Source organism: bacterium, assembly GCA_012517375.1.
GTDB lineage: Bacteria > Hydrothermota > Tepidihabitantia > B3-TA06 > B3-TA06 > JAAYVC01.
Window position 1 is genome coordinate 1 of sequence record JAAYVC010000118.1, and the last position, 24,718, is coordinate 24,718.

Sequence of the window (24,718 nt, forward strand, 5' to 3'; positions counted from 1 at the left end):
ACGGTATTGCCCCCGCAAGATAATCTGGCAAAGTACACGCCTGAGGGAAGCGTCGATGCATTCCATGAGAAATCGGACCCGGTTTCGTCGAGTGCAAAAGACTCAATCTTGCGGCCGTCGACGGCATAGAAGGTCAATATTTCATGCTGTCCCCGGGGAATCGAGTAGAGGATAGTGGGAGCAGATGTGAAGTCGCCGATGATTTCAAGCGTCACTGAGGGGGGCGAGGAGGGCTGCTCTTCGATACCTGTAACGTCTGGTTGGCTGTACTTTATGACCAACTCCTGTAATGAGTCCGCCTCGACATCGCCTGTGTAGCCTGTTACGTAGAAGTTTCCCGCAGGATCGAGGCAGATCGCGCTGAGTCCCTGGTCTCCTGCCGCGCCGTATGTTATATTCCAGCTCTCGTTACCTGCCTCATCGTAGCGGATCACCCGGCAGTCGTTGTCGGTTCCGTTGTTCGAAGTCCCCGCCGCGTAAACGTAGCCGAAACCCAGGGCGATGGCGTTCGCCCAGTCGTTGTGGCCGCCGTCGAAAGTCTTCTCCCATATGTAGTTGCCCTCGTAGTCGCAGCAGGCTAGCCAGAAGTCCTTGTCCTCTCCATCGTCCAGGGTTCCCGCGATGTAGAAGAGGTCGTCGGCGGCCTGATAAGAAGACTTCTTCGCGTAACGCGCGCCAGAGGGGTAAACTTCTCCGAAGTTGAGCCTCAATCCGAATTTAAGGGTCCTCGCAGGATCCAGTATTCCTGTTTCCGAGGAAAGGTCGTAGATGAATGTATGGCAGTCGTCCGCAGCCTTCCTTCTCTCCAGTGCTAGATAAAGCCTTTTCGTTGAAACTACTTTGAAGGCATCCAGACCGTAGGCGTAATCGTCGCCTTCCTCAATGATCGTGGTATTCCACACGTGGTTGCGGTCGGAGTCGTACTTGTGAATGACGATGTCGGCGCCGGTCTCCGCGCTCCAGGTGTTTCCTATAACGTAGATGCTTCCGTACTCGTCCGTGACAACCTTGCTTGCCTGCTCCATCTGGCTCGTCTCGTTAACAATGTCCCAGAGCCAGCCGTGGGGCTGCGGCCGGTACCCTGCGGTCCAGAAGACGGTATTCGTTCCGTTGTACCAGGAGCCTGCGGTGATGATATCGCCGTTTTGCCCTATGCATGCGCCCTTGGCAGTGGTGTGTTTTCCGCCGATGTTCTTGACATCGCTGCTTAAGAGCTCCCCGTCATCCGCAGCATGAGTTAATATCGATGTCGAGTAAACGGAATCCGGGTCTTTGTGTTTGCGGATTACTATGTTCAAAACAGCGCCCGCAGTCGGACTGATCAGAGCATCAACGCCTCTCGTGATAACGGGAAGTTCCTCCGCAACGTCCATCTTCCATTCCAGCGTCGGGTTTACGGCAAAAGCGCCGCCTGCAAAAACGAGCAGGGTTGTTATGGATGATAGCAGGGCTTTTTTCACGTTTTTCCTCCTTGTTTACTCGGAACAACTCTCATTTGCTGCATCAGCTTAAAATGCAGGGTATTCATTTTTTTTATATTGTCAATGATGATTTTTTCGTAACTCTCTTTTTTGGTCTTCTGCAAACCGTTTCGGATTCTCTATGCAGCAGAACCATCTTTAATTTAGTCAATATAAATGAGTTAATCGAGAATATGCAAAGCTTAAACAATTGATTCCTTGGAAACTCATAAGGTTTTGTTGAATATTAGATAAGGGGTTTCAAGCCTGATAATGCTTGACAGAGTCCTTTTGGGGATTAAGATTCAATTTAATAATAAAAAACCCAGGAGGAAACTTGAGCAGAAAACTGTTGTACTTTTTTTTATTCCTGCCCTTTCTTGCGTCTGCAAAAACGGACTGGTCAAGGGTTGATCTTGACAATCCGGAACGATTCGTTCAGGGCAGAATAACCGTATGTTTCAGGCAAGGCTTCAATCTTGACGATGCCATGCCGCTGCTTTCATCCAGAAACGTTAAGGAAGTGCGAAGAATCAGCCAGTTGAACGCCTTGACTCTTGCAATTCCCGACGGTTCGAATGCAGGGGAGTATTTAGAATACTACGAATCAATGCCAGACGTTCTCTTTGCGGAACCTGTTGCTATCAACTATGTATTTTGGACCCCTAACGATCCCTTATTTTCGTATCAGTGGCACTACGATGCAAACCACCTCGACATGCCTTCTGCATGGGATAAGGAGCGCGGCTCGTCAAGCGTCATCATCGCGATTGTTGATACTGGAATAGCTTTCGAGGATTACGCTATTCCATCCTACGAGCTGTACGAGGTATCATCTGAAGACGGCTACTACTACATTGCGCCCGACCTGACATCTACTCAGTTTGTTGCCGGCTACGACTTCATACACGACGATAGCCATCCCAACGACCAGTACAGCCACGGCACTCATGTTGCAGGCACCGTAGCGCAGGCCACAAACAACGGCAAGGGCGTTGCAGGCATGGCTCCGGACTGCAAGCTTATGCCCGTTCAGGTTCTTAGTTATAAAGGAAGCGGACCCTCGGATGCGATAGCCGACGGAATAACCTGGGCAGCGGACAACGGAGCAGACGTAATAAACCTGAGCCTTGGCGGTGACCCAGGCGACTCAACCGGGATGTCAATTGAGCATCAGGCGATAACGTATGCATCAAACAAAGGCGTAGTTGTTGTAGCTGCTGCTGGAAACCAGGCCGTAGGTGAGGTAAGCTACCCTGGCGGTTACGATGAATGCATCTGCGTTGCGGCGCTCGACTACAACAACTCTCTATCCTACTACTCCCAGTGGGGTCCTGGTCTTGATATCTCGGCCCCTGGCGGTGACGTCACAGTAGACCTGAATGGAGATGAACTAGCCGACGGCGTCCTTCAGTGCACATATCTTGTCGGCGGAGACGGTAACAGCGGCGCCAAGGTGGATAGTTTCGCATACATGTTCTATCAGGGAACTTCAATGGCTACACCCCATGTCGCAGGCCTTGCAGCGCTCCTCTTAAGCCACGGGATAACGGGAGTCCAGAACGTCAAGGATGCCATATATCAGACTGCGCGCGACCTTGGATCATCAGGCTACGATACTCGCTACGGTTGGGGAATGATTGACCCCTCAGCCGCGCTCGACTACGGCAGCGGAACAGGCAATCCGCCTCAGACACCATCCGCGCCGACCGGTCCATCCTCGGCTTCGGCAGGCCAAAGCGTTACTTTTACAGCGTCGACTACAGACCCGGATGGAGACCAGGTTGCCTACAGATTCGACTGGGGCGACGGAAACGTATCGGCATGGACATCATTCGTTTCAAGCGGAGTATCACAATCGTCATCGCACTCATACACAAAGGGTGGAACATTCTACGTTAAAGCCAAGGCCAAGGATTCCAACGGCAAGGAATCTGGATGGTCATCGGGCTCTGCAATCACTATAACAGGCGGCGCAGCGGATATAGCAATACCGGTGCTTCAGAATCCCCTCCTCTCCCAGTACATAGATATCTGGGTCGTTCCAACAACAGGACCTCTTCTTTATGCACCCGAAGTGACTGTTACTTTAAATGCCGACGAAAGAGCTGTAACCATGGAATCCGTCTCAGCTTCTGACGCCTATGTCGGCGATTACACATTCTACGAAAGCGGAACAGCAACAATAGATGTAACTGCAGACGGGCAGAGCGACTCCAGGGTATTTACCGTTTCGAGCATCGCCTCCCAAGGCGGAACCCTCTTCTCCCCTGATTCAAGAGTGAGATTAGAGATTCCTGAAGCTGCTGTTGGGACCAAAACCTTCTTTACACTTATCCCTGAAAAAACAGAACAAGGCGCTCTCTCGAGTCAGTACGCGATACCCGCTCCTAAGGACGTTAAGAGCTTTGGTGACGCTTACAGGGCAGGACCTTCGCAGGACATTCCTGCAACCGTTTCTTTCTCATATTCCGGATACAACCTTTCAGAGGCTGAGGTCTCAAGCCTGTCCATTATGCGCTACGAAAACGAAACCTGGACAAGAGTCCCTTGCTTTATCGACAGAAAACAATCCGAGGTAGTAGCGGACATCAAGAGGCTTGGCGTATTCATGCTTGTAACCGACCCGGCGACAAAAACGCCTGCACTGCCGGAAGCGCTCTCCTTAGTTCTAGAATCGCCTACCGAAAAGAAACTTAAATTCTCCGTTAACGAGGTCATGCCGGTTTCCCTGGCTATTTTCGACGCCACAGGCCGCAAGGTATGCGCTCTCTATGAAGGTATTTCAGGCAGAGGCGAGTTTTCTCTCACATGGAACGGCATGGACGATAAAGGTCGTCTTGTCAACCAGGGGGTTTATTTCGCCCGGCTCCAGACACCTTCAGCATGCAAAACCATAAAGATTGTCTCGGTACGATAGGAGGATGTTAATGAAAAAAAATAAATTCACCGTTTTGTTTAGCGTAACTCTTTTTGCCCTCCTCCTGTTCGGATGCTCTGAATGGGCCGTTGACTCAACCAATCAGGGATGGACTCACTTCGAGGCGGGCGATCTCGATTCAGCCGAGTATTATTTCAATGACGCTACCCTCTGGGATATGACATACGCCGATGCATACAACGGACTCGGCTGGTGCTATTTATTGAATGATGATCTGGCAACTTCTCTATCCAACTTTGAGAGCGCTCTTGCCTACGATTTCAGCCTTACCGACGCAAGCGCAGGCGCCACGCTTGCCGCGACCGAGCTGGGTTCGCATAATGACGCAATAAGCTACGCCGACAGGGTCATAGACGAAAATTCAGCCTACGTCTTTTCTCATCTTTCAAGCGTTTCGATAGAGGATATCCGCCTGGCAAAAGCGAAATCGGCGGCCGCTCTGGGTGACTTTGAGGAAGCTTTAAGCGAAGTACAGGAGATTGAACCTTCGTTCTCGGCCGATCCCTTGACATCCGAAGGACAGGCGGCCATACTGGCAAAGATTGAGGAGCTTATAAGTTCCTACGGAGGATAATAAATCTCTGTCGCAGAATTGGCTGTTTCTACAAAATACGAACGTTAACCTTCAAAGGCCGACACTAAGTCAGCCTTTGAAACAACTCTGATTTAAAAGAATATCTACGAATGGTTGGGGGATAGCGTCTGAAAGATGCTCTTCCAGAATCTTGGCGTAATGTAGAATGTAATGTGACCGCCTGGAAGAATTCTTTTTTCGCACTCCCAGGATGAGGCCAGTTCATCCACATCTCCTGGCGGAGCCAATGGATCGTCAATCGAGCCGAGAAGATGAACTTTTTTTCTATCGATAACGGGCTGGGATTTATAGGGAATAAAAAGATGCCCCAGATCCTCAAAAAGGGATAGTGATTGTTCCTCAGCAACACCATTCCTGAGTGAGTTAAAAAGCGGTGAACTGACTAAGAGCCTGTCCGGTCTTACAATAGGCGTGGCTAGAATAAGACGGGCAATTGAAGGCTCGCACAAGGCAAGAAGTGAGCCAACCCATGCACCGAGACTGAAACCTATAACGGCTATATCGTCCGACCCGAGTTCCTTAATGGTTTTAACGAGCACCCTTGCATCTATAACAGCCTGTCTTATCATATTGAGCGTTCTTACAATGTCGCCTGTGATGGAAAGCTCGCCCGATTTTGTTCCTTGAGGCGTGCGTCTTGCATGATAAGGCAAATCCATTGCCCAGAAATTTCTTCCCGCAAGACCCATCTTGTGAGCCAATCGCGAGTAGTCGGTTTCTGTCTCCAGCCAACCGGAGAATATGACTACCGAAGGCGCCTTAAGGGAGAATCTGGGAAAGAAGTCGCCGAAAACGGTGTCGTTCTCCTTTTTACCTGAAGGAGCTGGCGAGGGAAAGCTGAAAGAATAATTGGATGGATAATGGTTGATTTTATCTATGCTGACCTTGTTCGAAATACCCGTATAGAAAAAAGTACTTGCGGTTTGCATTCTGGAGAGGTTGATGAAAGAATCAAGCGCACGAGCGTCGGTTTTGTATCCTCGACCTGCAAGCCATCTATCTATACCGGAGAAGACGCGATAGTCCAGCTTTCTTGAGTATGCCCTGAACATGATATTATTTTAATCATCCTTGATGAATGCGCAAGCCTCAAAAGCTCGACATCTTCCTTGACTTTACGTCGCTTATAAATAGACTTCGTTTGAGTTACTGCAGATTTAGATGCAGCCGGCATGGCGGACGGCAAGTGAAACTAGACGCCGCCACCACGATAATTTGGAGTAATGGCAGAAATGGCGGTCATTAGTGAAAGCACTGAGCACTTGAACGAGTGCCGACATTTCCGTTGATACTGCAATAGCCGGCATGGCGGTCGCGAGCCGAAAGTAAGACGCGGCGAGCGGTGGTGACAGAGTCGCCACAACAAGAAGAGCCATTGCCTTAGATTGAAAGCCGGGATGGCGGAACTGGCAGACGCGCTAGCTTCAGGAGCTAGTGGGGGCAACCCCATGGGGGTTCAACTCCCCCTTCCGGCATAGGTAAATCCCCGGGGTATAATAGATATCCCGGGGATTTCAATTTACCGCTAAGATTGACCGGCGAATTTTGTTATATTCTGAAAGGGTTTAACTTGACATTCATCTTTAAATTCCTATAATTTATGTATGAAAATTTCAGAAGAAAAAACCACAAAGCCAGCCGATAAAACTGGTTTTTTGATATTTTCGATACAAGGAGAAAAAAATGAAAGGTAAAAGAATCCATTTCGAAAGAAGCGTTTCCAGACCGGCACAAGGCATTATTATATCCGCAGTTAAACTGGATTAATCCCAGAGCCTCCTGCTAGCGAAGATTAAGAAGCCCGCTTAAAGCGGGCTTCTTAAATTTTAATCTCTTTTGGCCAGGGTTGTTTGATTGATTCTGACCAAACCTTATCTATGTAATTTAGTATGAAGTAGTTCTGAGCCAGATGGAGCCAGAAAGAACCCCTCTCTGTCAACGATATTGTATGTTTGTCCTGCGTCCATATTCCGAGTATCCGGGCGATTTCAAGAGGAGTGCGGATTTTTCTGAGGTCCTTTGAAATTTTTATATTTAACTGAGACTTTGGGATATACGTATCGTAAAACCTCCAATAAAGCCAATAGAATCTTTCCATGGATTCAGAGACATCCATTTTAAGGGACACTGGCAACTTTCCGTCAAGACACGATTCTATGTAGGCTTCCGGAGGGAAAGTGTTAAAATAGAATACACCCGGCAGGTAAGATGCAGCGCCTGCTCCAAGACCTATATACTTATTCCTGGTTACTGAAGAGTATCTTGGCGGATCGCCCCGCCTGAATCCCCATACAGATACCCTCTCAAACCCGGATGCTTCGAGGTAATCATGCATCGATTTGTACATCACGCGACGGAGTTGGAGATTAGGCATCCTGACTTTTTTTAGATGGAGATAATGCCCCGTTCTTGAATAGGGAAAGGTAAACAAGGGATAAAGGGTTATCTGATCAACTCCGTGGTCAACCGCCTTCTTTATATCGGCAAGCATCTCCTCAACAGTCTGTCCGGGAAGAGCAAACATAAGGTCAATATTAACGGTCTTGAAACCTGCCTTAAGGGTCTTCCGGATTGCTGAATCTAAGGTTTCTGACGCATAATTCCTCCCAATCAGTTCAAGGTATTTCTCGTTAAAGCTCTGAACCCCCAAACTTACGAGACCGAACCCCCATCGAGATAATTTCTTGACTACCTCTTCGCTTATATCTGATGGCGTAGTCTCAATGGCAAGCTCGCCCGTTATTTCGAAGTTTTTTCTCAAACTAGATACAATCTCGAAAAGTTCGTCTATTAGATTCGTGGGTGTGCCGCCTCCAACATAAACGGAAGTTATTTCAATCCTGCCGAGCCTTTCCCTGTAGAATTCTATCTCCCTTAAAAGAGCATCCTTATATCTTGAGGCAAGTGCTTTATCGTATTCCACCTTATTGTAAGGACAATAAGGACACATATTCTTACAAAACGGTATGTGAATGTACAAATCTGTTTTATCAATTGGAGGGAGGGTGATGCTCCTGGCTGGAACAAATCGATAGTCCGAACCAGGACCGCTGAAGTACTTTCGAACGATTGAAGTTAAATTTGCACACACAAAGAAATAATACTTATAATGAGGCTTTTGTAAAGAATCATTCATTTAAATCGACAGAGATGATTCATGGTAACTTGACAATCGACTTCAAATTCCTATAATATATATAGGAAATTTAAACCGAGGAGAAGTAAATGATTAAGATAGGAGAAAAGGCATTCGAGTTTACACTCGAAGATGCTGAAAAGAACAAGGTAAATCTTTCGGACATGAAAGGAAAATGGGTAGTCCTTTATTTCTACCCTAAGGATGATACACCGGGATGCACCACTGAAGCGCTTCAATTCACGGAACATATTAAGGATTTCAGAAGCCTCAACTCAGAGGTTGTTGGAATAAGCGCGGACTCGTGCGACAGCCACCAGAAGTTCATGGTAAAGTTTGACCTGGGAGTCAGGCTTCTTTCAGACCCCGAGCACAAGGTACTCGAGCGCTACTCGGCTTGGGGTGAAAAAAAGATGTACGGCAAGGTCTTTATGGGTATAGAGCGTTCGACCGTGATCATCGATCCTGAAGGAAAGATAGCGTTCCACTGGCCAAAGGTAAAACCCGACGGTCATGCCAAAGAAGTCATGGCTAAATTGAAAGAATTGCAGTCAACACGTTAGCGTCTTTCTTGCATCTCTTTATGCGAAGGAGGATTTGATAATGCACGTCAAAGAAGCAATAGAAGCGCGCAGGGCTTATCGTTCGCTTCAGCCGGTGGAGATTTCTGAAGAAATTATCGTTGAACTGGCGAAAGCGGCTCAACTTGCACCTTCATGCAACAACAATCAGCCGTGGCGTTTCGTGTTCGCGTACGAACCCGACGTTCTACTCAAGATGCGCGATGCCCTCTCTAAAGGCAACGAATGGATACACCGTGCGTCCATGATTATCGTAGTCTTATCCAAGAAGGAACTCGACTGCGTTATGCCCAACCGGGAGTTCTACTACGCCTTCGATACCGGTATGGCGATAGGTCTTTTGATGCTGCGCGCCACCGAACTTGGTCTTGTCGCTCACCCTATAGCAGGCTTCAGTCCAAAAAAAACGAGGGCGATTCTTGGCATTCCGGACGAGTGGGACGTGATCACGCTCGTCAACGTGGGAAAGAAATCGCCCGTGATAAACGAACTTCTCTCAAATGAACAGGCTGAGAGGGAGGTAGAAAGACCCGAGCGTCTGCCCTTGGAGAAGTTCGTGTTCCGCAACAGATTTATTGAGGACGGCAATGGATAATGAGAAGAAAACTTCTTTTCGCGGTCTCGATTCTTATAGCACTATCTTGTATGACGGGAGGCGGAATGAACGGCATCAGAGCACCTGAAATCCGCGTCAGAGATGAACAGTATTGGATTAACTCTGCACCTCTTTTTATGAAGGAACTTGGCGGCAAGGTTGTCCTTGTTGATATATGGGATTATACCTGCGTGAACTGCATACGGACTCTGCCCTATATTGAGGCTTGCTACGAAAGGTACAAGGACAAGGGATTGGTCATCATCGGCGTCCATACTCCCGAGTTCGCTTTCGCAAGGGAGCGAGCGAATGTCGAAGAGGCGGTGCGTAGATTCGGGATTAAATATCCTGTAGTGATGGATAACGATTACGAAATATGGTCATCGTACGCGAACTCCTACTGGCCGCGCAAATATCTTATCGACAAAAACGGCTACATCCGCTACGATCACGCCGGTGAAGGAGGGTATGAAGAAACCGAACGAAAAATCCAGGAGCTTCTGAAACAAATAAATCCTGATATCGAGCTTGCGTCAATCGCAAAGGATACGTCTGAGAATAATTCAAGTGGAGGCATTACGGGTGGAGTTTGCTTTCCAATGACCCCTGAGCTTTACCTTGGATACGAACGCGGCAGGCTAGGTAACCGCGAGGGGTACAAACCGGGCAGGATAGTGGATTATAAGGCTCCGGATTCACTCGTTGACGGCTACGTATACGCCCGAGGCGCATGGCGCAACGAACCGGAGGCGATGATTCATTCCCGCGTGACAGAACAGCCTGAGGATTACATAGCCATCCGCTTTCACGCGACAGAGGTAAATGCGGTCATCAAGCCTGAGAGAGGGAGAGATTATAGAGTCTATGTCAAACAAGACGGCAAATGGGTTAAGCCCGAGGATGGGGGTTATGACCTCAAGTTCACGGATAAGGGTGAGAGTTATATTGAGATTGTTGAGCCGCGTATGTACCGCATTGTCTCGAATGTTGAGTACGGTGCGCATACGCTCGAACTCTCATCTGCATCTGATGGCTTCGGGATTTACGCCTTCACCTTCGGCGCGTGTAAGTAAAGTCTCATAATTCCGAGGAGGACTTCACGGAAACCCTAGAAAAAAAATTTGAGGTTGACGAACCATTTCTTAATATTATAATAAATATTAAGAATGACCTAAAAAACCAAGAATTGAAGGAGGAAAGAATGAGGTCGTTGTTACTCGTATTGTTCATTACAACCTTTGTTACTGCCGCCGAAGAAGGTATTCTTAAGTGGAAGTACAAGACAGGCTATAACTGGCCAGCATCCTCACCGGTAATAGGAATGGATGGAACTATATATTTTGGCGCTAATGATTACTATCTTTATGCTTTAAACCTCGACGGTTCGTTGAAATGGAAGTGTTTTGCTGGCTCAAGCCAGACTTCTCCATGTCTTAGTACCACTGGTATCATTTACGTCGCCGGAGCAGTATACGACGAAAAATGGACAGGATATCTATTCGCCATCGATCAAACCGGGAGCGAGAAATGACGATTCAGAACCGACAACTATATCTGGGCTAATCCTTCGATAGGGACAGATGGTACTGTCTATGTAGGGTCTTCGGATAGTTGTTTTTACGCAATTAACCCCAATGGATCATCTAAGTGGAAGTATAAAACCGACGGTATAATTTCCTCTACCCCAGCTATTGCTTTAGACGGCACAATCTACTTATCTCAAGGGAATAATCTTTACGCTTTTCATGATAATGGATTGATAAAATGGCGTTACGAATTTAATGAGGAATCTTACGAGTCTCCTATAATCGATACAGATGGAACTATCTACGCCAGCTTTGGTTACACCCTTTATGCAATAAACCCCGATAGTACCATCAAGTGGGAATATTATTTGTACAAAATCGGAAGTCCTTCAATTGGAGAAAGCGGTATTCTATACTGTCCATCCGATTCATATCTCTACGCATTAATAATTGATTCGATTCCTTCTAATCCCGATTTTGCCGTTAAGTGGAAAACCGACAATATTGCGGGATCATTGGGGTGGATTTATCAGCCTACTGTCGGTGCAGATGGAGTTATCTATGTGTGTTCGCACTTTCGAGGTCTTTATGCTGTAAGTCTTGATGGAACCATACGTTGGGAATATAATACAAGCGGCTATGTAGACTGTTGTCCCGTGATCTCTTCAGATGGAACCTTATATATTGATGATTACGACGGCTATCTCTATGCAATTACATGTTCTTCCAAAGGGCTTGCGTCATCTCCATGGCCGAAATATAACCACGATAACTTTAATTCGGGCTGTGTCAGTGGAGGTGTCGGAATAGAGGGAAACAATAGGGTGGCACAAAACCCGCTTAAAGTAAGCGCAAGTGTCGTCTCAGACCACATCCGGATTGTCTGTGACATTCCCGAGGCGCAATACGCAGTTTTGAAAATCTTTGACATATCCGGCCGACGGATATCGGAGAAGCTGGCCGTAAGATCTGGTGAAATCTTCTTTCCCGAGCGTTTCCCCGCAGGGGTTTATCTTGTAAGGCTCGAATCAGAAGACGCGGCCATATCCTCGAAGGTTGTTGTGGTCAGATAACTTAGAGAGAACCTACTTTTCCCTCAGGTAGTCAAGCCAGGAAGCCATACTGAAAAGGAGATTTAATGCAGGCTCCTTTGCTCCGTACTCCTGCGGAGCCGAGGTTGGTTTTCCTTTTCCTTCATCTTTGAAGCGCGCCCATTCAAGCACAAGGGAGGAGACGGACGCAAGCGGCGTTACCCCTGTATCGGCTTCATTCTCCGGCATATCAAGCGCCTGGAAAAAAAAGTCTCCTTCCTTCCAAGAAAGCATCTCGTATACTGCAGCTTCGTCGTGGATCTTTCCTACCCTTGCCTTTATCAGCTGCCCCATCGCAAATGTCATTGTTCCCCTTCTCATACCGCTTGATACTGTCAGCACGCCGTTTTTTGCGCTGAATTCTATCAACTGCAAGATATCGACGAGACCTGTCTGGGCAATAGACCCTGAAAGCTCAGTCCCGGGAGCCTGATGGTTCTCATCAGAAAGAAGCGAATTGATTCTATCCACAAGGATAGGAAGGGTGAAGGGTTCAGGTATTAATTCATCAACCTTTGCTTCATTCGCCTTCTTTTTTGCCTGTGGGGTTTCCTTGCTGGAGATTACCAGGAATTTCGTACTCCTGTGGAGCAGATTATCATCTTCCTTGATCAATTGACAAAGTTCGAAAACATCCGGATTCCTAAACTCGTCGCTTGCGATGACCATCTCAGCCGATTCTTCACGAAGAAGTTCGATAGCCTTACTTGTATCGTCAACGTCAAAGACTTTATGCCCAACGTTCTCAAGCGTTCGGCTCAATCTCGCAAGTGACTGACGGTCCTTGTATAGAAGCAGGATTTTTTTGTAAATCACGTCATCGATTTCCTGTCTTTGTCGTTCTTTTCAGTGCGATTCAAACCTCCATTCTCGGCGCGACGATAGAGTTCCACAACAAGATTAGCGAAATCGTTCCATGGTCCGTAACCCTTGTCGAGATACGTGATCCTTCTTCTTAAAATCATCTCTACCGCCTTCCTCCCTTCGGCAGTCTCGCCGTTTTCACCCTCTACAACCGCCTTGATTACTTTGCCTTCCTCAAAAAAAAGCAAAATCAGATCCTTTTTTAATTTTAAAGACAGCATGCCCGCAGGAACAAGTTTCACCATTGAAGAAATTATGCGTTCGGCGGTGTCCCGCTTTAATGCCCTGCCCAGAAAGAACGCCCCTAAGACCAGGACGATTACGGCCAAAGATGCAAGAATTATTAACAAGGGGCTCGCGGGTTCCGTCTTGCTGGTGCTAAGGGTTCCGACTTCCGGACGGGAATCGACGGTTTTCGAGGTCGTTTCAGGCGTCAGGACCGTTGTTGATGTATCTATTTCCGGGGAAAGGTTTTGAGATGTGATGGATTCTATCAATCCTTGCGCCCATTGATTTTCAGGGTCAAGCTTGATTATCTCATCCGCCTTCGAGCGGGCAACGCCGTAGTTCATTGCATCGAATGCGCTTTGAGCTTCACCCTTCAGTCTGGATATCTTTCTCTTTTTTATCTCCGCGCTCAGGCGTGCCGCTTGCGCTGCAGCATCCCTTGTGGAACCTGCGCTCTCATAGTAGTTCAGGGCGCGTTCAAGATTTCCAAGCTTTTCGTTACACACGGCTAGATTATAGTATATCTCTGCCTTATCCGATGAAGTCTTGAGCGCCTGCTCGTATGCAGGAATAGCCTTCTGGTACTGGCCTGTAAGGAAGTACTCATTTGCGTCGTCAAGAGCGTCGGCAAAAAGCAATGAAGCATAGACGAGCAGTGGAATAATGATAAGTCGCAGTCTTGAATGAGTCATTTCAAGTGTTATCCTATTGCTTGTGGTTGAAGAATCCGATTTCAACCGTATCGCCTGGGATAAGATTCAGCTTTATCTCGCGCGTACCGTACTGCGGGCTGACAAGATTAAACTTTACTTCGCCCGGATCAAACCGGTAAATTGATCCGTTTAAAGGGCTTTTCCGAACGCCATCCAGATACAATTCGCATAAAGGTGGTATAACCAAGTGTACGAAGGCGAACTGAAATGTGTCCTCTTCCACCAGGACGTATCGAAAGAAGGTAGTATCCGATGTCAAACAAAATGAATCTCCAACTTCCAACCCGATTGGACTTTTTGCCTTTATTGCGTGCCAGCCAAGCGGAAATGCCTCAAGGGAGAGAGGGCTCTCCCCCATGTAGCTTCCGTCTACGATTATCCCGGAGGAATCCGGATCGGTGATTATGGAGAGCGGAGCAATCATTGAATCTATCGAGCCGAACAACGCATTCCTGACAGTCTTCAGGTCTTCTCCTTCGTAAGCGAATGTTTTCCCGAACTGCCTGTCTATTCGTTCAACTTTCCAGTCAAGCTTGAAATAATTTTCGCCGATAATCTCGCAATCACCAGAGACCCTGAGTCCAAAGGAATCCAGAGGCATCTCATCCTGTCCGATATTGAGTTCGTATGGTTTCTGGAACCCTATCGTTCTCCACAAAAGCTTCGTAAGGTCGCTCGGCGATATTATTATACCCGGAGTGCCTTTTATGGTAAAATCCTCGACCTTTACGCGAAGAGACGCCTCGGCTCCTGCACCAAAAAAAACCGGAAAAGCAAGAAGTAGCGCTTTAAAAACTGACCCCGAGCTGGAGATTGAGCGGCTCAAGTTTTATTCCTTGTTCGTTTTTATCATTGACGATGCCGAATTCAAACTTCAAAACCAAGGGATCAACAGGATAGCAAGCCGTACCCACGGAAAGTCTTTGCCTTGAAATGTATGTTTTGGAGTTCAAATCCTCATAGCCAAGTATGTCGGCGCGAATCGCAGGCACAATGAAATCGGATACCTTGAAAGCGGCCTCAAGATAAGCCCCGCAAGTCCAGCTTTGATAGCCATCCCCTTGCTGATCTGCAAGATGATCGACGCCGACGACTATGGCGTCAAAAGCGCCTTTCGGGAAACTCAAAAGTCCTGCAACGTATTCGCTCCGAAGCTCAATGAGCCACAGCTTTGTAAAGGCATCGAGGCCGAATAGACCCAAGCTCAGGCTGTCGGCATTATCTCGGGCCCCGAAATATCCCGAAGCGCCGAACTCCCCCGCTTTTGACGAAACAAGCGTGATGCGTGCGCCAACCGCATTCGAATTATTGTTATCGGTCATCTGCCTGCTTGTCCTCAGGTCCGTGCCGTATCCAAGTCCGTTGCATATATAGAAAGAGGCGCTGAAGGTCTCATTTTTGCTGATTGTCTGCATCCACTGCAATCGGGCTCCCCAGTCCAGCCATGGCGTAGGTACGGCGTCAGTGCAGATCTCAGGTGTGCTGACAAGATTGTTGGTCGAAGGATTGAGAAGCTCGTTAAATGCCCCGAAAGGTATTGGAAACCGGCCCGCCTCGATGCGGAAAGCATTCAGGAAGGAATAATCAATCCAAGCAATAGGAGCCAATGGTTCCGAGGGCTGGTAATCAAGCCCGACCTCCGCATGAACGTTAGGAGCCAACTCGATGAGACCTGAAGCATGCAGATTGTACCTGCTGAAATCGAAGTAAGACTGGTTAAACTTGACCGATGTAGCCAAATGCCCGGAAGGAACTATAGTAAACCCGCTGACAGGTACGGCGAATACAAAAAGAATTACGAATACAATATTTTTCAAGCTTGCTCCTGCATGCCTAATCATTCCTCTCATCCTTTTAAAAACAGGAATCTCTGATGATAAAATCATGTCCTCCTCCTGTTTTTTCTCTTTTCTTATCAAGAATGATTCTAGGCAGTCTTTGAGCTTTGTCAAGTAGTTTGATATTGCTGGCGATGCTAAAATGCTGTCAAATCTAATTGTTTGACTTTTTCCGTACGCTGGATATCCTTGAACTAGTTAAGTTTTTACTGGAGGATTGGACTCATGAAAAGTATTTTTCTTCTATTTTATATGACTTCGTTTTTGTTTTCTTACGAGGATGTTTCTTTTTCAGCCCGAACGCTTGGTTTGGGCGGCGCCCAGACTTCACTCTCAGATGACGTTTTTTCATCTTTTATTAATCCAAGCCTGCCGGCACGGTGGACAAGATCAGAAATAGCACTATCCGGAGCTTTGACGTCGGGAAATGTTTTCTGGAGCTCAACTTATGCGCAGCCGGTTAAAGGATTGGGAACCGTTGGCGGAAATTTCTTTTACAGGAATTTCGAAGACTCAACTGTTCGCAGAATAGTCGATTCCGATGCGCGTTTCTTTCTTGCGGTACCCATAGGAAGATTTCTAAACATCGGAGCCGGGATTGGCGCTCACGGCAACGTAAAGGATACATCGGAAGAGGTTTCCGGTGCAAGCGGGCGTTTTGCATCTAACGCTTTTTTCACATTGGGGGTCTCGCTCGTTAACCTTAAGGGAGTGAATCTCGGACTATCTTTTATTGAGACCCCTGTTGATTTTTCCGGCTACCCTGTATCAAACTTCGGCGCGTCATGGAAGCACCACATGAAACCAACCTCTTTTGTCTCTTCCTTGATTCTGGCAGGTAATGTTGAAGCAAGAGAAAACGTAAAAATACATGCGGGAGTCGAGCCCTGGTTTTTGAAGGATTGCCTAGGTATAAGGGCAGGCTTTAGATATGGCTCCGACACAGTGTCCGGCTTTTCTCCCACTCTTGGTTTGACACTAAGAACCCGCCGGCTCGAAAAAACCGATTTTGAACTCCACTATGGTCTGGTTCTGAATTACGGTATGGATGCGAATTCCGGAGCGCTTCATCAGCTTTCTCTTGCGGTTCTATTTGGCGATGCACGCAAGGCTGAGAAGGACAGCATCCTTGCGGAGCAGACCGAGCGTGCAAGACGGCTCAGGGAGGAGGCCCTTGCCCGCGAGCGCGACAAGCTGCGTTCAGAGCTTGAGCTTATAAAGAACGAGCGCTCAACTCTTGAAAAGGAAAAAAAGGATATCGAGCGTCTCCGCAAGGAGAAACTCGACGCCATAAGCCGCTTGAAGGGCATCGAGATATCCGAAACGGACAGCCTTATCAGATTAACTCTTTTCGAACCAGCCCTCGCGTTCGATTCAATGACGGCGGATATACCATTCCCTCAGGGTTATAAGACGCTTTCCACAGTAGCTGCATTCCTTGCGAATTATCCAGGCAAAAGGATTCTAGTTGAAGTTCACACCGATAATACCCCTATTCCTGACGAGATGAAGGATACGTTCAGGGATCCGAAAGCGCTAACCGCGGTGCGAGCTGAGAATATAAGACGCTATTTGATTGAAGTCGAAAACATTGCCCCTTCCAGCATAACCGCCAGGGGGATGGGCGACACGAAGCCCATAGGCGATAATGCAGTCCCGGAAGAACGCGCGAGAAACCGACGCACGGAAATATCGATATTCAAGTAGGATTAGACTAGGAGTTTCTTGCTCGTAACAATAGAAAGGGCGGTTTCCTCTCAAGGAAGCCGCCCTATTTTTTGAGGAGGCATTGAAAGTAAATTCTCTAATAAGCTTGTGCGGCGCCTGCATTCTGAGCAGCCCTTATTGCCGCCTCGAGCTTCTCTATTAACTCTCTCTTCAGAACTTCCTTCTCTTTAGTGTTCAATTTCAGTTCCATTATTTTCTCCTTACCTACACTTAGACTAGCAATAAGCATGCCAGGTTGCCTGAACCTAAATAAGTTCCCTTTTTTTTTAACTTGACTGTAAATCGCAAATCGACTCAAGGCTTGCGTATTATCTTAAAAGATAATTGTCGATTGCATAATGGATATACTTGTCCGGGAATACTCACGAAGCTGCTCTATGATGGTGCTATCTAGTTCTTAATAACTCTGATGCGGCGTCAGGCGGATAATTCAACGAAGTCGTGTATCGGTCTCGGATTAGAACAGCTTAAGGCTTAGTACAACGCCTAGGAACACAATGGAGACCATCGACATGAGTTTGATAAGGATATTGAGGGCAGGCCCTGCCGCGTCCTTGAAAGGGTCTCCAACCGTATCGCCGACGACCCCGGCTTTGTGTGCTACGGATCCTTTTCCGCCGTGTTTTCCGGATTCGATGTGTTTCTTTGCATTATCCCAGGCTCCGCCCGAGTTCGCCATAAAGATTGCCATCGCGAATCCTGTAGTAATCGCGCCTACTAGGAGACCTGTCGCTCCCTCAAGACCAAGTATTATGCCAACTGCGATAGGCGCCACTATGGCTGATATCGCAGGAACTATCATCTCCTTTTGAGCAGCCGAAGTGCAAGTGCGGACCGTTCTTGCGTAATCAGGTTTTGCAGTGCCTTCCATAAGACCCTTGACGGTTGCGAACTGCTGGCGGACATCCTTGACAATAGACTGAGCGGCGCGTCCTATCGCTCTCATTATCAAAGCGCAGATTAGAAAAACAAGCATTGCGCCTATGAATATTCCGACGAGCAGCCTTGGATTCGTTAACGAAAGGTCAAGCGTAGCCCCTTTTATGGCAATCTCATCCCTGTATGCTACGACAAGTGCGAGAGCGGTCAATGCGGCAGAGCCGATTGCAAAGCCCTTGCCGGTTGCAGCGGTCGTGTTTCCGAGTGAGTCCAACGCGTCCGTCCGTTCTCTGACGAGCGGAGGAAGCCCGGACATCTGTGCGTTTCCCCCTGCGTTATCCGCGACTGGACCGTATGAGTCGGTTGCAAGAGTGATACCGAGTGTTGCGAGCATGCCAACAGCCGCTATACTCACACCATATAATCCCCTGTTGAAATCGGCTGCACCGCCTGAGAAGTAGAACGCTCCGAGAACGGCAGCCGCTACAACAACTATAGGAAGCGTAGTAGAAAGCATTCCTACGGAGAGTCCCTCTATGATCACGGTTGCAGGGCCTGTCTCAGCCGCTTTTGCTATGCCCCGTGTCGGTTTATAACTGTCCGACGTGAAATACTCGGTCAGAAAACCCACAACAACGCCCGCAACAAGCCCGCATAGAATAGCGAAATAAATGCCGTCGCCCGCCTTTCCCAAAACGAATCTACAAACAAAGAATGAGGCGACCGCCGTAATGATTGATGCGCCCCAGACCCCTCTTCGCAGCGCCCAGAGCAAAACTTTTTGCTCAGCTTTGTCGCCCGAGCGCACAAAGAAGTAGCTTATAATCGAGGACAGGAGCCCAACCACTGAGATGACGATAGGCAGAAGCACCATGCGTATGCTCATATCCGCCTTGAGTGAGCCGGCAATGCCTGCCGTAGCCGCGGTCGCAAGAGCCATTGTAGCGATTATGGAATCGGCGTAGCTTTCGTAAAGGTCGGCGCCCATTCCTGCCACGTCGCCGACGTTATCGCCTACGTTATCCGCTATCACGGCTGGATTTCGCGGGTCGTCTTCAGGTATGCCGGCTTCGACCTTGCCTACGAGGTCTGCGCCCACGTCGGCGGCTTTAGTGAATATGCCGCCCCCGACGCGTGCGAAAAGAGCCTGAAAACTAGCACCCATTCCGAAGTTAATCATCGTGGAAGTGATAATCGGAAGCCTGTCTTCTATGGGTTTAAACGCATAGAGCTTGTTCAGGATAAGGTACCAGATGGAAATATCAAGGAGTGCGAGTCCGACGACCATAAGGCCCATGAACATGCCCGAACTGAAAGCCACGCGCAGACCGGAGTTCAGATTCTCCTGGGCGGCATTTGCCGTTCGAGCCGAAGAAGCCGTTGCCACTTTCAAGCCCAGGAATCCTGAAAGAGCCGAGAAAAAACCTCCTGTAAGAAATGCGAAAGGCACAGGCTTGGGCAGAAGGTTAAATAAAAAAGCCAAAAGAAATAGAATAACGAAAACCGCTCCAAAGAAAATCGAAACCACCGCATACTGACGCTTGATGTATGCGGCTGCACCCTGACGCACGGCTTGGGCAATACCAACCATTACGGGCGATCCCTCTTTTCGTCTCACAATTCCCAAAACAAGAATCCCAGCAAATCCCAAAGCAATTGCCGCCCCTATTGGGGCGCTCAAAAACAAAAGTTCCATGCTATCAGCCTCCAAGTCCGGAATTGCAGAAAGTTTACATGCTTTAAGATTCAAGTTTACTTAAACTTAGGGTAAAGTCAACAAAAAAAAGCGCCGGCCAAAATTACATCCGGCGCTTTCCCTTTCTTTTATCTGCCCTCCGCGGAAATTATTAAATCCTGAAAGCGTAAGCTGCCCTGTAATCGCCTCCGTAATCACCGTCGCGGTTACCGTCTATTGGATTATCGTTTATATCCGTTATCCAGAGCTTAAAGGGAGAAGAACCAACCATTCTCACTATTACTTCTCCTTCTCCGTTTGGAAAGATGCTATCTACAGGCTGAGCGGACGTGAATTTAAGAGTCTGTCTATCGGGAAAGCTGATGCTGCCCTGGATTGAATCTGAGATGTTTGTTTTGACGAATAGAGTGGAGTTAAGGATCACCGAGCTTTCTTTTATTGGATCCGTGAAGTGATAGGTAAGAACCAGCTTTTGGTTCTCGACAGAAACAACTTTTGAGTCCTTTGGAGATTCGACGACCGAAAAACCTTTGCCGCCGCACGCGAGCCCGAACAGAAATACAACGGACACTCCTGTTATCAGGAAAAGTCTTGATGTACGCATTACGCCTCCTACTTTTCCTTATCTTTATTCTACCAAACGTGGATGAGCTGCTTTAAGGGGAAACCACTAGGTCAAACAAAGCACACTCACCCATCTACTAATAATTTAATCCAAAAACATCCTTTGTCAAGCTCTAAAAAGACTAGTTCTCAAATGAAAGCCTTAGGTAAGGAACCGTCTCCTTTTTTAGCCCGTCCAGGGCGTCCTCGAACTGACTGCCTGTACTGCGGTATTTAGACACGGTTCCGAAACCCCAGTTTCTTACCGCCGAACCGTTGCCTGTAAGCCACGATATCTCAACCAGCAGATTCTTTGTCGAATCGTAATCAAATGATGAGGAAAGATCGAAACCAAACCATGAATCCGTTGATGCGGGATAATCAATGGATGATGAAAAGAATACTAGTTCCGGCCCCCCTCCTTCGTAGTTCTTTTGAAAGTTCGCCTCGAGCTCCTCACGCTCGACCTCAATCATGTAGATCATGAGGTTGTTGAAAACTGCATTCGCGCTCATCGAAGGCATAAATGCAATCTTTTCTATCACACCGGATTTCATGATCTCGGAACCGTAGTACAATCCCTGCCACCTGTAGCTACCGTAGGAAGCTCCGTCAAACAAAGCGCTGTCCTCGACCGCTTTCTCTCCCACGATGACCTCCACACCGGAAGAAGCGCTTCTCGGGTAAACGGTTAGCACGATATCGCTCGAAGCCTTGTTTCCATGATTATCTGAGGCCTCGGCATTCACGGTTACATGCGATGTATCGTCGACTAGAGGCGCGGTCCAAACCGTTGTGTACGCGTCATCGATGTTGAACGTACCGGACTCTGCATGCCATTTCCAGTATAAAGGGTCTGCGTCCGGGTCATCCGAATCCGCTATCAGGAATACCTCGGAACCGGCCTTAACAGTGGTATCGGACGCTTCAATTACAGGAGTTGATGGCGGCTGGTTGGGCGTGCAGGCTGCAATTCCCGCCAGCGTGATCATTATTATAAGGAAAAAAGATGTACGGCTCATTCCTATCCTCCTTAGTTAAAAAGAACCGCAAGGATTATGCGCCTGTGCAACCGTTTGTCAAGAATTGTTCCTAAAGAAGGCCGGATCTTTCGACCCGGCCTTTAAGGTCTCTTATACGTCTAAGGGACGAGCCCTTTTGACATTCTTAATAGTCGCCGTATCCGCCGCCCGGCATGGGTGGCATTGGCTCCTTCTTCTCGGGCTTCTCGACAATCGCGCACTCGGTCGTCACCAGAAGTCCTGCAATGGATGCGGCATTCTGGAGCGCCGAACGCACGACCTTTGTCGGGTCAATGACGCCCGCTTTCATAAGGTCCTCGTATTCGAGCTTCTCGACGTTGAAGCCGAAATGGACGTCTTCGGCAGCCCTGACCTTCTCGACGACAATAGAACCATCTAGACCGGCATTGGTAACGAGCTGGCGAAGGGGCATCTCAATGACCTTCTTGATGATGTCGATGCCCGTCTTTTCGTCGCCCTTTGCCTTGTCGCGGACTTTGTCGAGAACCCTTGACGCGCGCATCAGTGCAACTCCGCCGCCGGGAACGACGCCTTCCTCAACGGCCGCGCGTGTCGCGTGGAGAGCATCCTCCATGCGGGCCTTCTTTTCCTTCATCTCGACTTCGGTTGCGGCGCCGACGTTGATTACTGCGACTCCGCCTGCCAGTTTTGCTAGACGTTCCTGAAGCTTCTCGCGGTCATAGTCGGACTTAGTTTCGTCGATTTGATGCTTTATCTGCTCGATGCGGGACTTGATGTCTTCTCGCTTGCCTGCGCCCTGACGGATGGTCGTGTTTTCTTTATCTACGCTTATGCGCTTTGCGGTTCCGAGATCGGAAAGCTGTACGTTTTCGAGCTTTATCCCGAGATCCTCGGAGATAAGCCTTCCTGCGGTGAGAACGGCTATATCCTCAAGCATGGCGCGGCGGCGCTCGCCGTAACCGGGGGCTTTCACGGCGCAAACGGAGATGGTTCCGCGAAGCTTGTTCACGGCAAGTGTGGCAAGAGCCTCGCCCTCTATATCCTCGGCGATAATAAGAAGGGGACGTCCTGTCTGGGCGGTTTTTTCGAGCAAGGGAAGCATCTCGCGGGCGTTTGAGACTTTCTTTTCATAGAGGAAGACGTATGCGTTTTCGAGTTCGGCGGTCATGTGTTCGGTATCGGTGACGAAATAGTTGGAGAGATATCCGCGATCGAACTGCATGCCCTCAACTAGTTCCAGATCGGTCTCCATCGATTTTGCTTCTTCTACGGTAATGACGCCGTCCTTGCCGACCTTGTCCATGGCGTCCGCTATCAGTTCGCCTATCTTGCGATCGTTGTTTGCAGAAATGGATGCGACATGGGCTATCTCGGTGCGGCCCTCGGGCTTCTTCGACATCTTCTTGAGTTCGCCGACTACAGCCTCTACAGCGATGTCGATGCCGCGCTTTAAGGCCATGGCATTGGCGCCTGCCGTTACGTTCTTCAGACCCTCGCGATAGATATGCTCCGCAAGGAGGGTCGCCGTGGTTGTGCCGTCGCCTGCGACGTCGGAAGTCTTTGATGCGACTTCCTTGACCATCTGTGCGCCCAGGTTCTCGAACTTATCCTCGAGTTCTATCTCTTTTGCAACGGTTACCCCGTCCTTTGTAATGGTCGGTGCGCCGAACTTTTTTTCAAACACAACGTTGCGGCCGCGAGGACCTAGAGTGACCTTAACGGCGTCGGAAAGGATGGTGGCGCCGCGCAGTATCGACCGGCGCGCGTCTTCGTCAAATCTAATCTCTTTTGATGGCATTCTTCCTCCTTAGTCCACAAGCGCCATTACATCGTCTTCTCTCATGAGAAGATATTCCTTGCCTTCTACCTTGATCTCAGTTCCGGCATACTTGTTGAAAAGAACGGTGTCGCCCTTCTTGAGTTCTAAGGGTATAAGCTTGCCGTTCTCGTCCTTCCGGCCCGGACCAACAGCGATGACGGTGCCCTTCTGGGGCTTTTCCTTTGCAGTGTCGGGGATTATTATCCCGCCGACCATCTCTTCCTCTTCTACGCGCTCGACGAGGATTCTATCCTGAAGCGGCTTTATCTTCATCGTTCAATCCTCCTTTGCAGTTGCAATGGATGTTTATTTAATAAATATTTTTACCCCGCAGAGGACATAAATTCACATAAGTCCCTGCGCACTTTTATTTTTGTGAGTTAATGATAGGCTTCCGAAATGCGAAACCTGCGGCATGGGCAGAGCAGGATTCGAACCTACGACCTCCTGCTTGTAAGGCAGGCGCTCTAGCCATCTGAGCTATCCGCCCAAGACACGTTTTTGAATTATAGTTAAAGAAAAGGCTACGTCAAGGCTACTATTTTAGCGTTCACGGAAATAGTTCTATTCCGTAACTTGCCTGTACCTAAAAGTTTCGATGTATTTTCGTAGGTAATTTACCTGCTTGACATGTTGCAGGCCTGTGCGTAGACTGCGGCATGAAACGAATTATTTATCCCCTCCTCCCCTTTACTCTTCTGATTGCCCTGGCTGCATGCCCGAAAGATCAGAAGAAGGATTCCAGAAAGATAGTCGTTGACGGCGAGATGGTCGAGCTTTACACTCCCGCGGACGGAGATACCTTCTCATGGGTCCTAATTACGGGACGAGCCGCAACCAAGCAGGGTTTTGTCCAGCTTGACCTCCAGGGCAACGATGCGTCGATGATAGCCCGCAGGGGCGTTACCCTCTCATCCAAGCTCCCGGATACAGCGGAGATAATGATGGTTATCGCGGTTCCCGAGGATAAAGCGCCCCAGGAAGCGCGGATAAGAGCGTACACAATGGCGATAGAACAGGCAGGCAAGACTGATGCGGCAACCATACCCGTATACGTCATTCCCGGATCGGAAGAAGCGCACGGTACAATACTCAGGTTTTATAACGCATTAGATACAGGCAACTTCGAGATTGCATACAAGCTTCTTTCACCAATGGGTCAGGGTTACCCCAATCTCTACGGTGGCGAAGCCGCTTTTGCTGCACGGCCTAAGATTGCGGAATTGAAGAATTGGAAAAAGGACGACGAGAGGCTTCGCGTCTTGAGAATGAAACCCGAAACCATGTACGACCTGCCCAAGGATAATCTATTCTGCTACAGGGCATGGGTTGAACATACTCTAGGCGAGCAGAAATCCGTAGAGGCCTATTACATCTTCCTTACTCGCCAGAGCGATGGCGCATTCCTCTTGTACAAGCCC

Annotated in this window: 21 protein-coding genes and 2 tRNA genes; 10 read left to right on the forward strand and 13 right to left on the reverse strand. The window is 48.5% G+C overall.

The window, feature by feature from the left end; all coding sequences use genetic code 11:
• On the reverse strand, positions 1 to 1,460 hold a 1,460-nt coding region (locus GX441_12310), incomplete at its 3' end, for a T9SS type A sorting domain-containing protein (GenBank protein ID NLI99421.1).
• 337 nt (positions 1,461 to 1,797) lie between these two features.
• On the opposite strand from GX441_12310, the gene GX441_12315 reads away from it, so the two are divergent.
• Entirely contained in the window at positions 1,798 to 4,380 is a 2,583-nt protein-coding gene (locus tag GX441_12315) for a S8 family serine peptidase (GenBank protein NLI99422.1), read from the forward strand.
• Between the two features lie 10 nt (positions 4,381 to 4,390).
• Positions 4,391 to 4,975, forward strand: coding sequence for a hypothetical protein (locus GX441_12320; GenBank protein NLI99423.1), 585 nt, complete (start codon positions 4,391 to 4,393; stop codon positions 4,973 to 4,975).
• A gap of 104 nt (positions 4,976 to 5,079) precedes the next feature.
• Here GX441_12320 and GX441_12325 read toward each other — a convergent pair whose 3' ends face one another.
• A complete protein-coding gene (locus GX441_12325) occupies positions 5,080 to 6,048 on the reverse strand; it encodes a hypothetical protein (protein ID NLI99424.1) in 969 nt (322 codons plus the stop codon).
• A gap of 339 nt (positions 6,049 to 6,387) precedes the next feature.
• Between GX441_12325 and GX441_12330 the strand changes: the two genes are divergently transcribed.
• Positions 6,388 to 6,471, forward strand: a tRNA-Leu gene (locus tag GX441_12330).
• Positions 6,472 to 6,815: 344 nt separating this feature from the next.
• Here the strand turns inward: GX441_12330 and GX441_12335 are convergent.
• Positions 6,816 to 8,087: a coproporphyrinogen III oxidase family protein gene (locus GX441_12335; protein NLI99425.1), complete on the reverse strand. Its 1,272-nt coding sequence runs from the start codon at positions 8,085 to 8,087 to the stop codon at positions 6,816 to 6,818.
• A gap of 134 nt (positions 8,088 to 8,221) precedes the next feature.
• Here GX441_12335 and GX441_12340 point away from each other — a divergent pair, with 134 nt between their 5' ends.
• The 5 genes from GX441_12340 to GX441_12360 all read left to right on the forward strand — a co-directional run bounded on the left by GX441_12340 (position 8,222) and on the right by GX441_12360 (position 11,907).
• Entirely contained in the window at positions 8,222 to 8,695 is a 474-nt protein-coding gene (locus GX441_12340) for a peroxiredoxin (GenBank protein ID NLI99426.1), read from the forward strand.
• A gap of 40 nt (positions 8,696 to 8,735) precedes the next feature.
• Positions 8,736 to 9,308 carry a nitroreductase gene (locus tag GX441_12345; GenBank protein NLI99427.1) on the forward strand — a complete coding sequence of 191 codons (573 nt, stop codon included), beginning with the start codon at positions 8,736 to 8,738 and terminating at the stop codon, positions 9,306 to 9,308.
• Complete coding sequence (locus GX441_12350; protein ID NLI99428.1) at positions 9,308 to 10,381, forward strand: redoxin family protein; 1,074 nt, start codon at positions 9,308 to 9,310, stop codon at positions 10,379 to 10,381. The genes GX441_12345 and GX441_12350 overlap by 1 nt, the downstream gene beginning before the upstream one ends.
• 128 nt (positions 10,382 to 10,509) lie before the next feature.
• Positions 10,510 to 10,839, forward strand: a complete 330-nt coding sequence (locus GX441_12355) for a PQQ-like beta-propeller repeat protein (protein NLI99429.1) — start codon at positions 10,510 to 10,512, stop codon at positions 10,837 to 10,839.
• Between the two features lie 225 nt (positions 10,840 to 11,064).
• On the forward strand, positions 11,065 to 11,907 hold the full coding sequence (locus GX441_12360) for a PQQ-binding-like beta-propeller repeat protein (protein ID NLI99430.1): 843 nt from the start codon (positions 11,065 to 11,067) through the stop codon (positions 11,905 to 11,907).
• A gap of 12 nt (positions 11,908 to 11,919) precedes the next feature.
• Here GX441_12360 and GX441_12365 read toward each other — a convergent pair whose 3' ends face one another.
• From GX441_12365 to GX441_12380, 4 genes are read right to left on the reverse strand one after another with little or no spacing between them, the layout of a single operon-like run.
• On the reverse strand, positions 11,920 to 12,741 hold the full coding sequence (locus GX441_12365) for a response regulator (protein NLI99431.1): 822 nt from the start codon (positions 12,739 to 12,741) through the stop codon (positions 11,920 to 11,922).
• Positions 12,738 to 13,709 carry a tetratricopeptide repeat protein gene (locus GX441_12370; GenBank protein ID NLI99432.1) on the reverse strand — a complete coding sequence of 324 codons (972 nt, stop codon included), beginning with the start codon at positions 13,707 to 13,709 and terminating at the stop codon, positions 12,738 to 12,740. Before GX441_12370 ends, GX441_12365 begins: the two co-directional genes overlap by 4 nt.
• A gap of 13 nt (positions 13,710 to 13,722) precedes the next feature.
• Complete coding sequence (locus GX441_12375; protein ID NLI99433.1) at positions 13,723 to 14,556, reverse strand: hypothetical protein; 834 nt, start codon at positions 14,554 to 14,556, stop codon at positions 13,723 to 13,725.
• Positions 14,519 to 15,616, reverse strand: coding sequence for a hypothetical protein (locus GX441_12380; protein NLI99434.1), 1,098 nt, complete (start codon positions 15,614 to 15,616; stop codon positions 14,519 to 14,521). The genes GX441_12375 and GX441_12380 overlap by 38 nt, the downstream gene beginning before the upstream one ends.
• 204 nt (positions 15,617 to 15,820) lie before the next feature.
• Here GX441_12380 and GX441_12385 point away from each other — a divergent pair, with 204 nt between their 5' ends.
• Positions 15,821 to 17,275 carry an OmpA family protein gene (locus tag GX441_12385; protein NLI99435.1) on the forward strand — a complete coding sequence of 485 codons (1,455 nt, stop codon included), beginning with the start codon at positions 15,821 to 15,823 and terminating at the stop codon, positions 17,273 to 17,275.
• A gap of 478 nt (positions 17,276 to 17,753) precedes the next feature.
• On the opposite strand, the gene GX441_12390 is transcribed toward GX441_12385, so the two are convergent.
• The 6 genes from GX441_12390 to GX441_12415 form a co-directional block, all read right to left on the reverse strand.
• Positions 17,754 to 19,871, reverse strand: a complete 2,118-nt coding sequence (locus GX441_12390) for a sodium-translocating pyrophosphatase (protein NLI99436.1) — start codon at positions 19,869 to 19,871, stop codon at positions 17,754 to 17,756.
• A 151-nt stretch (positions 19,872 to 20,022) separates the two neighbouring features.
• Positions 20,023 to 20,475 carry a hypothetical protein gene (locus tag GX441_12395; protein NLI99437.1) on the reverse strand — a complete coding sequence of 151 codons (453 nt, stop codon included), beginning with the start codon at positions 20,473 to 20,475 and terminating at the stop codon, positions 20,023 to 20,025.
• 142 nt (positions 20,476 to 20,617) lie between these two features.
• Positions 20,618 to 21,496, reverse strand: coding sequence for a hypothetical protein (locus GX441_12400; protein ID NLI99438.1), 879 nt, complete (start codon positions 21,494 to 21,496; stop codon positions 20,618 to 20,620).
• A 145-nt stretch (positions 21,497 to 21,641) separates the two neighbouring features.
• A complete protein-coding gene (gene groL, locus GX441_12405) occupies positions 21,642 to 23,276 on the reverse strand; it encodes a chaperonin GroEL (GenBank protein ID NLI99439.1) in 1,635 nt (544 codons plus the stop codon).
• A 9-nt stretch (positions 23,277 to 23,285) separates the two neighbouring features.
• Positions 23,286 to 23,570, reverse strand: a complete 285-nt coding sequence (locus GX441_12410; GenBank protein NLI99440.1) for a co-chaperone GroES — start codon at positions 23,568 to 23,570, stop codon at positions 23,286 to 23,288.
• Between the two features lie 143 nt (positions 23,571 to 23,713).
• A tRNA-Val gene (locus GX441_12415) sits at positions 23,714 to 23,787 on the reverse strand.
• A 169-nt stretch (positions 23,788 to 23,956) separates the two neighbouring features.
• On the opposite strand from GX441_12415, the gene GX441_12420 reads away from it, so the two are divergent.
• On the forward strand, positions 23,957 to 24,718 hold a 762-nt coding region (locus GX441_12420), incomplete at its 3' end, for a hypothetical protein (GenBank protein NLI99441.1).

Bases quoted from the DNA above. Each gene is read 5' to 3' on its own strand.
- GX441_12395 (NLI99437.1), bottom strand. From the start codon at position 20,475: ATGCGTACATCAAGACTTTTCCTGATAACAGGAGTGTCCGTTGTATTT.
- groL (NLI99439.1), bottom strand. From the start codon at position 23,276: ATGCCATCAAAAGAGATTAGATTTGACGAAGACGCGCGCCGGTCGATA.
- GX441_12350 (NLI99428.1), top strand. From the start codon at position 9,308: ATGAGAAGAAAACTTCTTTTCGCGGTCTCGATTCTTATAGCACTATCT.
- GX441_12325 (NLI99424.1), bottom strand. From the start codon at position 6,048: ATGTTCAGGGCATACTCAAGAAAGCTGGACTATCGCGTCTTCTCCGGT.
- GX441_12380 (NLI99434.1), bottom strand. From the start codon at position 15,616: ATGATTTTATCATCAGAGATTCCTGTTTTTAAAAGGATGAGAGGAATG.
- GX441_12355 (NLI99429.1), top strand. From the start codon at position 10,510: ATGAGGTCGTTGTTACTCGTATTGTTCATTACAACCTTTGTTACTGCC.
- GX441_12410 (NLI99440.1), bottom strand. From the start codon at position 23,570: ATGAAGATAAAGCCGCTTCAGGATAGAATCCTCGTCGAGCGCGTAGAA.
- GX441_12370 (NLI99432.1), bottom strand. From the start codon at position 13,709: ATGACTCATTCAAGACTGCGACTTATCATTATTCCACTGCTCGTCTAT.
- GX441_12320 (NLI99423.1), top strand. From the start codon at position 4,391: ATGAAAAAAAATAAATTCACCGTTTTGTTTAGCGTAACTCTTTTTGCC.
- GX441_12385 (NLI99435.1), top strand. From the start codon at position 15,821: ATGACTTCGTTTTTGTTTTCTTACGAGGATGTTTCTTTTTCAGCCCGA.
- GX441_12340 (NLI99426.1), top strand. From the start codon at position 8,222: ATGATTAAGATAGGAGAAAAGGCATTCGAGTTTACACTCGAAGATGCT.
- GX441_12345 (NLI99427.1), top strand. From the start codon at position 8,736: ATGCACGTCAAAGAAGCAATAGAAGCGCGCAGGGCTTATCGTTCGCTT.
- GX441_12390 (NLI99436.1), bottom strand. From the start codon at position 19,871: ATGGAACTTTTGTTTTTGAGCGCCCCAATAGGGGCGGCAATTGCTTTG.
- GX441_12400 (NLI99438.1), bottom strand. From the start codon at position 21,496: ATGAGCCGTACATCTTTTTTCCTTATAATAATGATCACGCTGGCGGGA.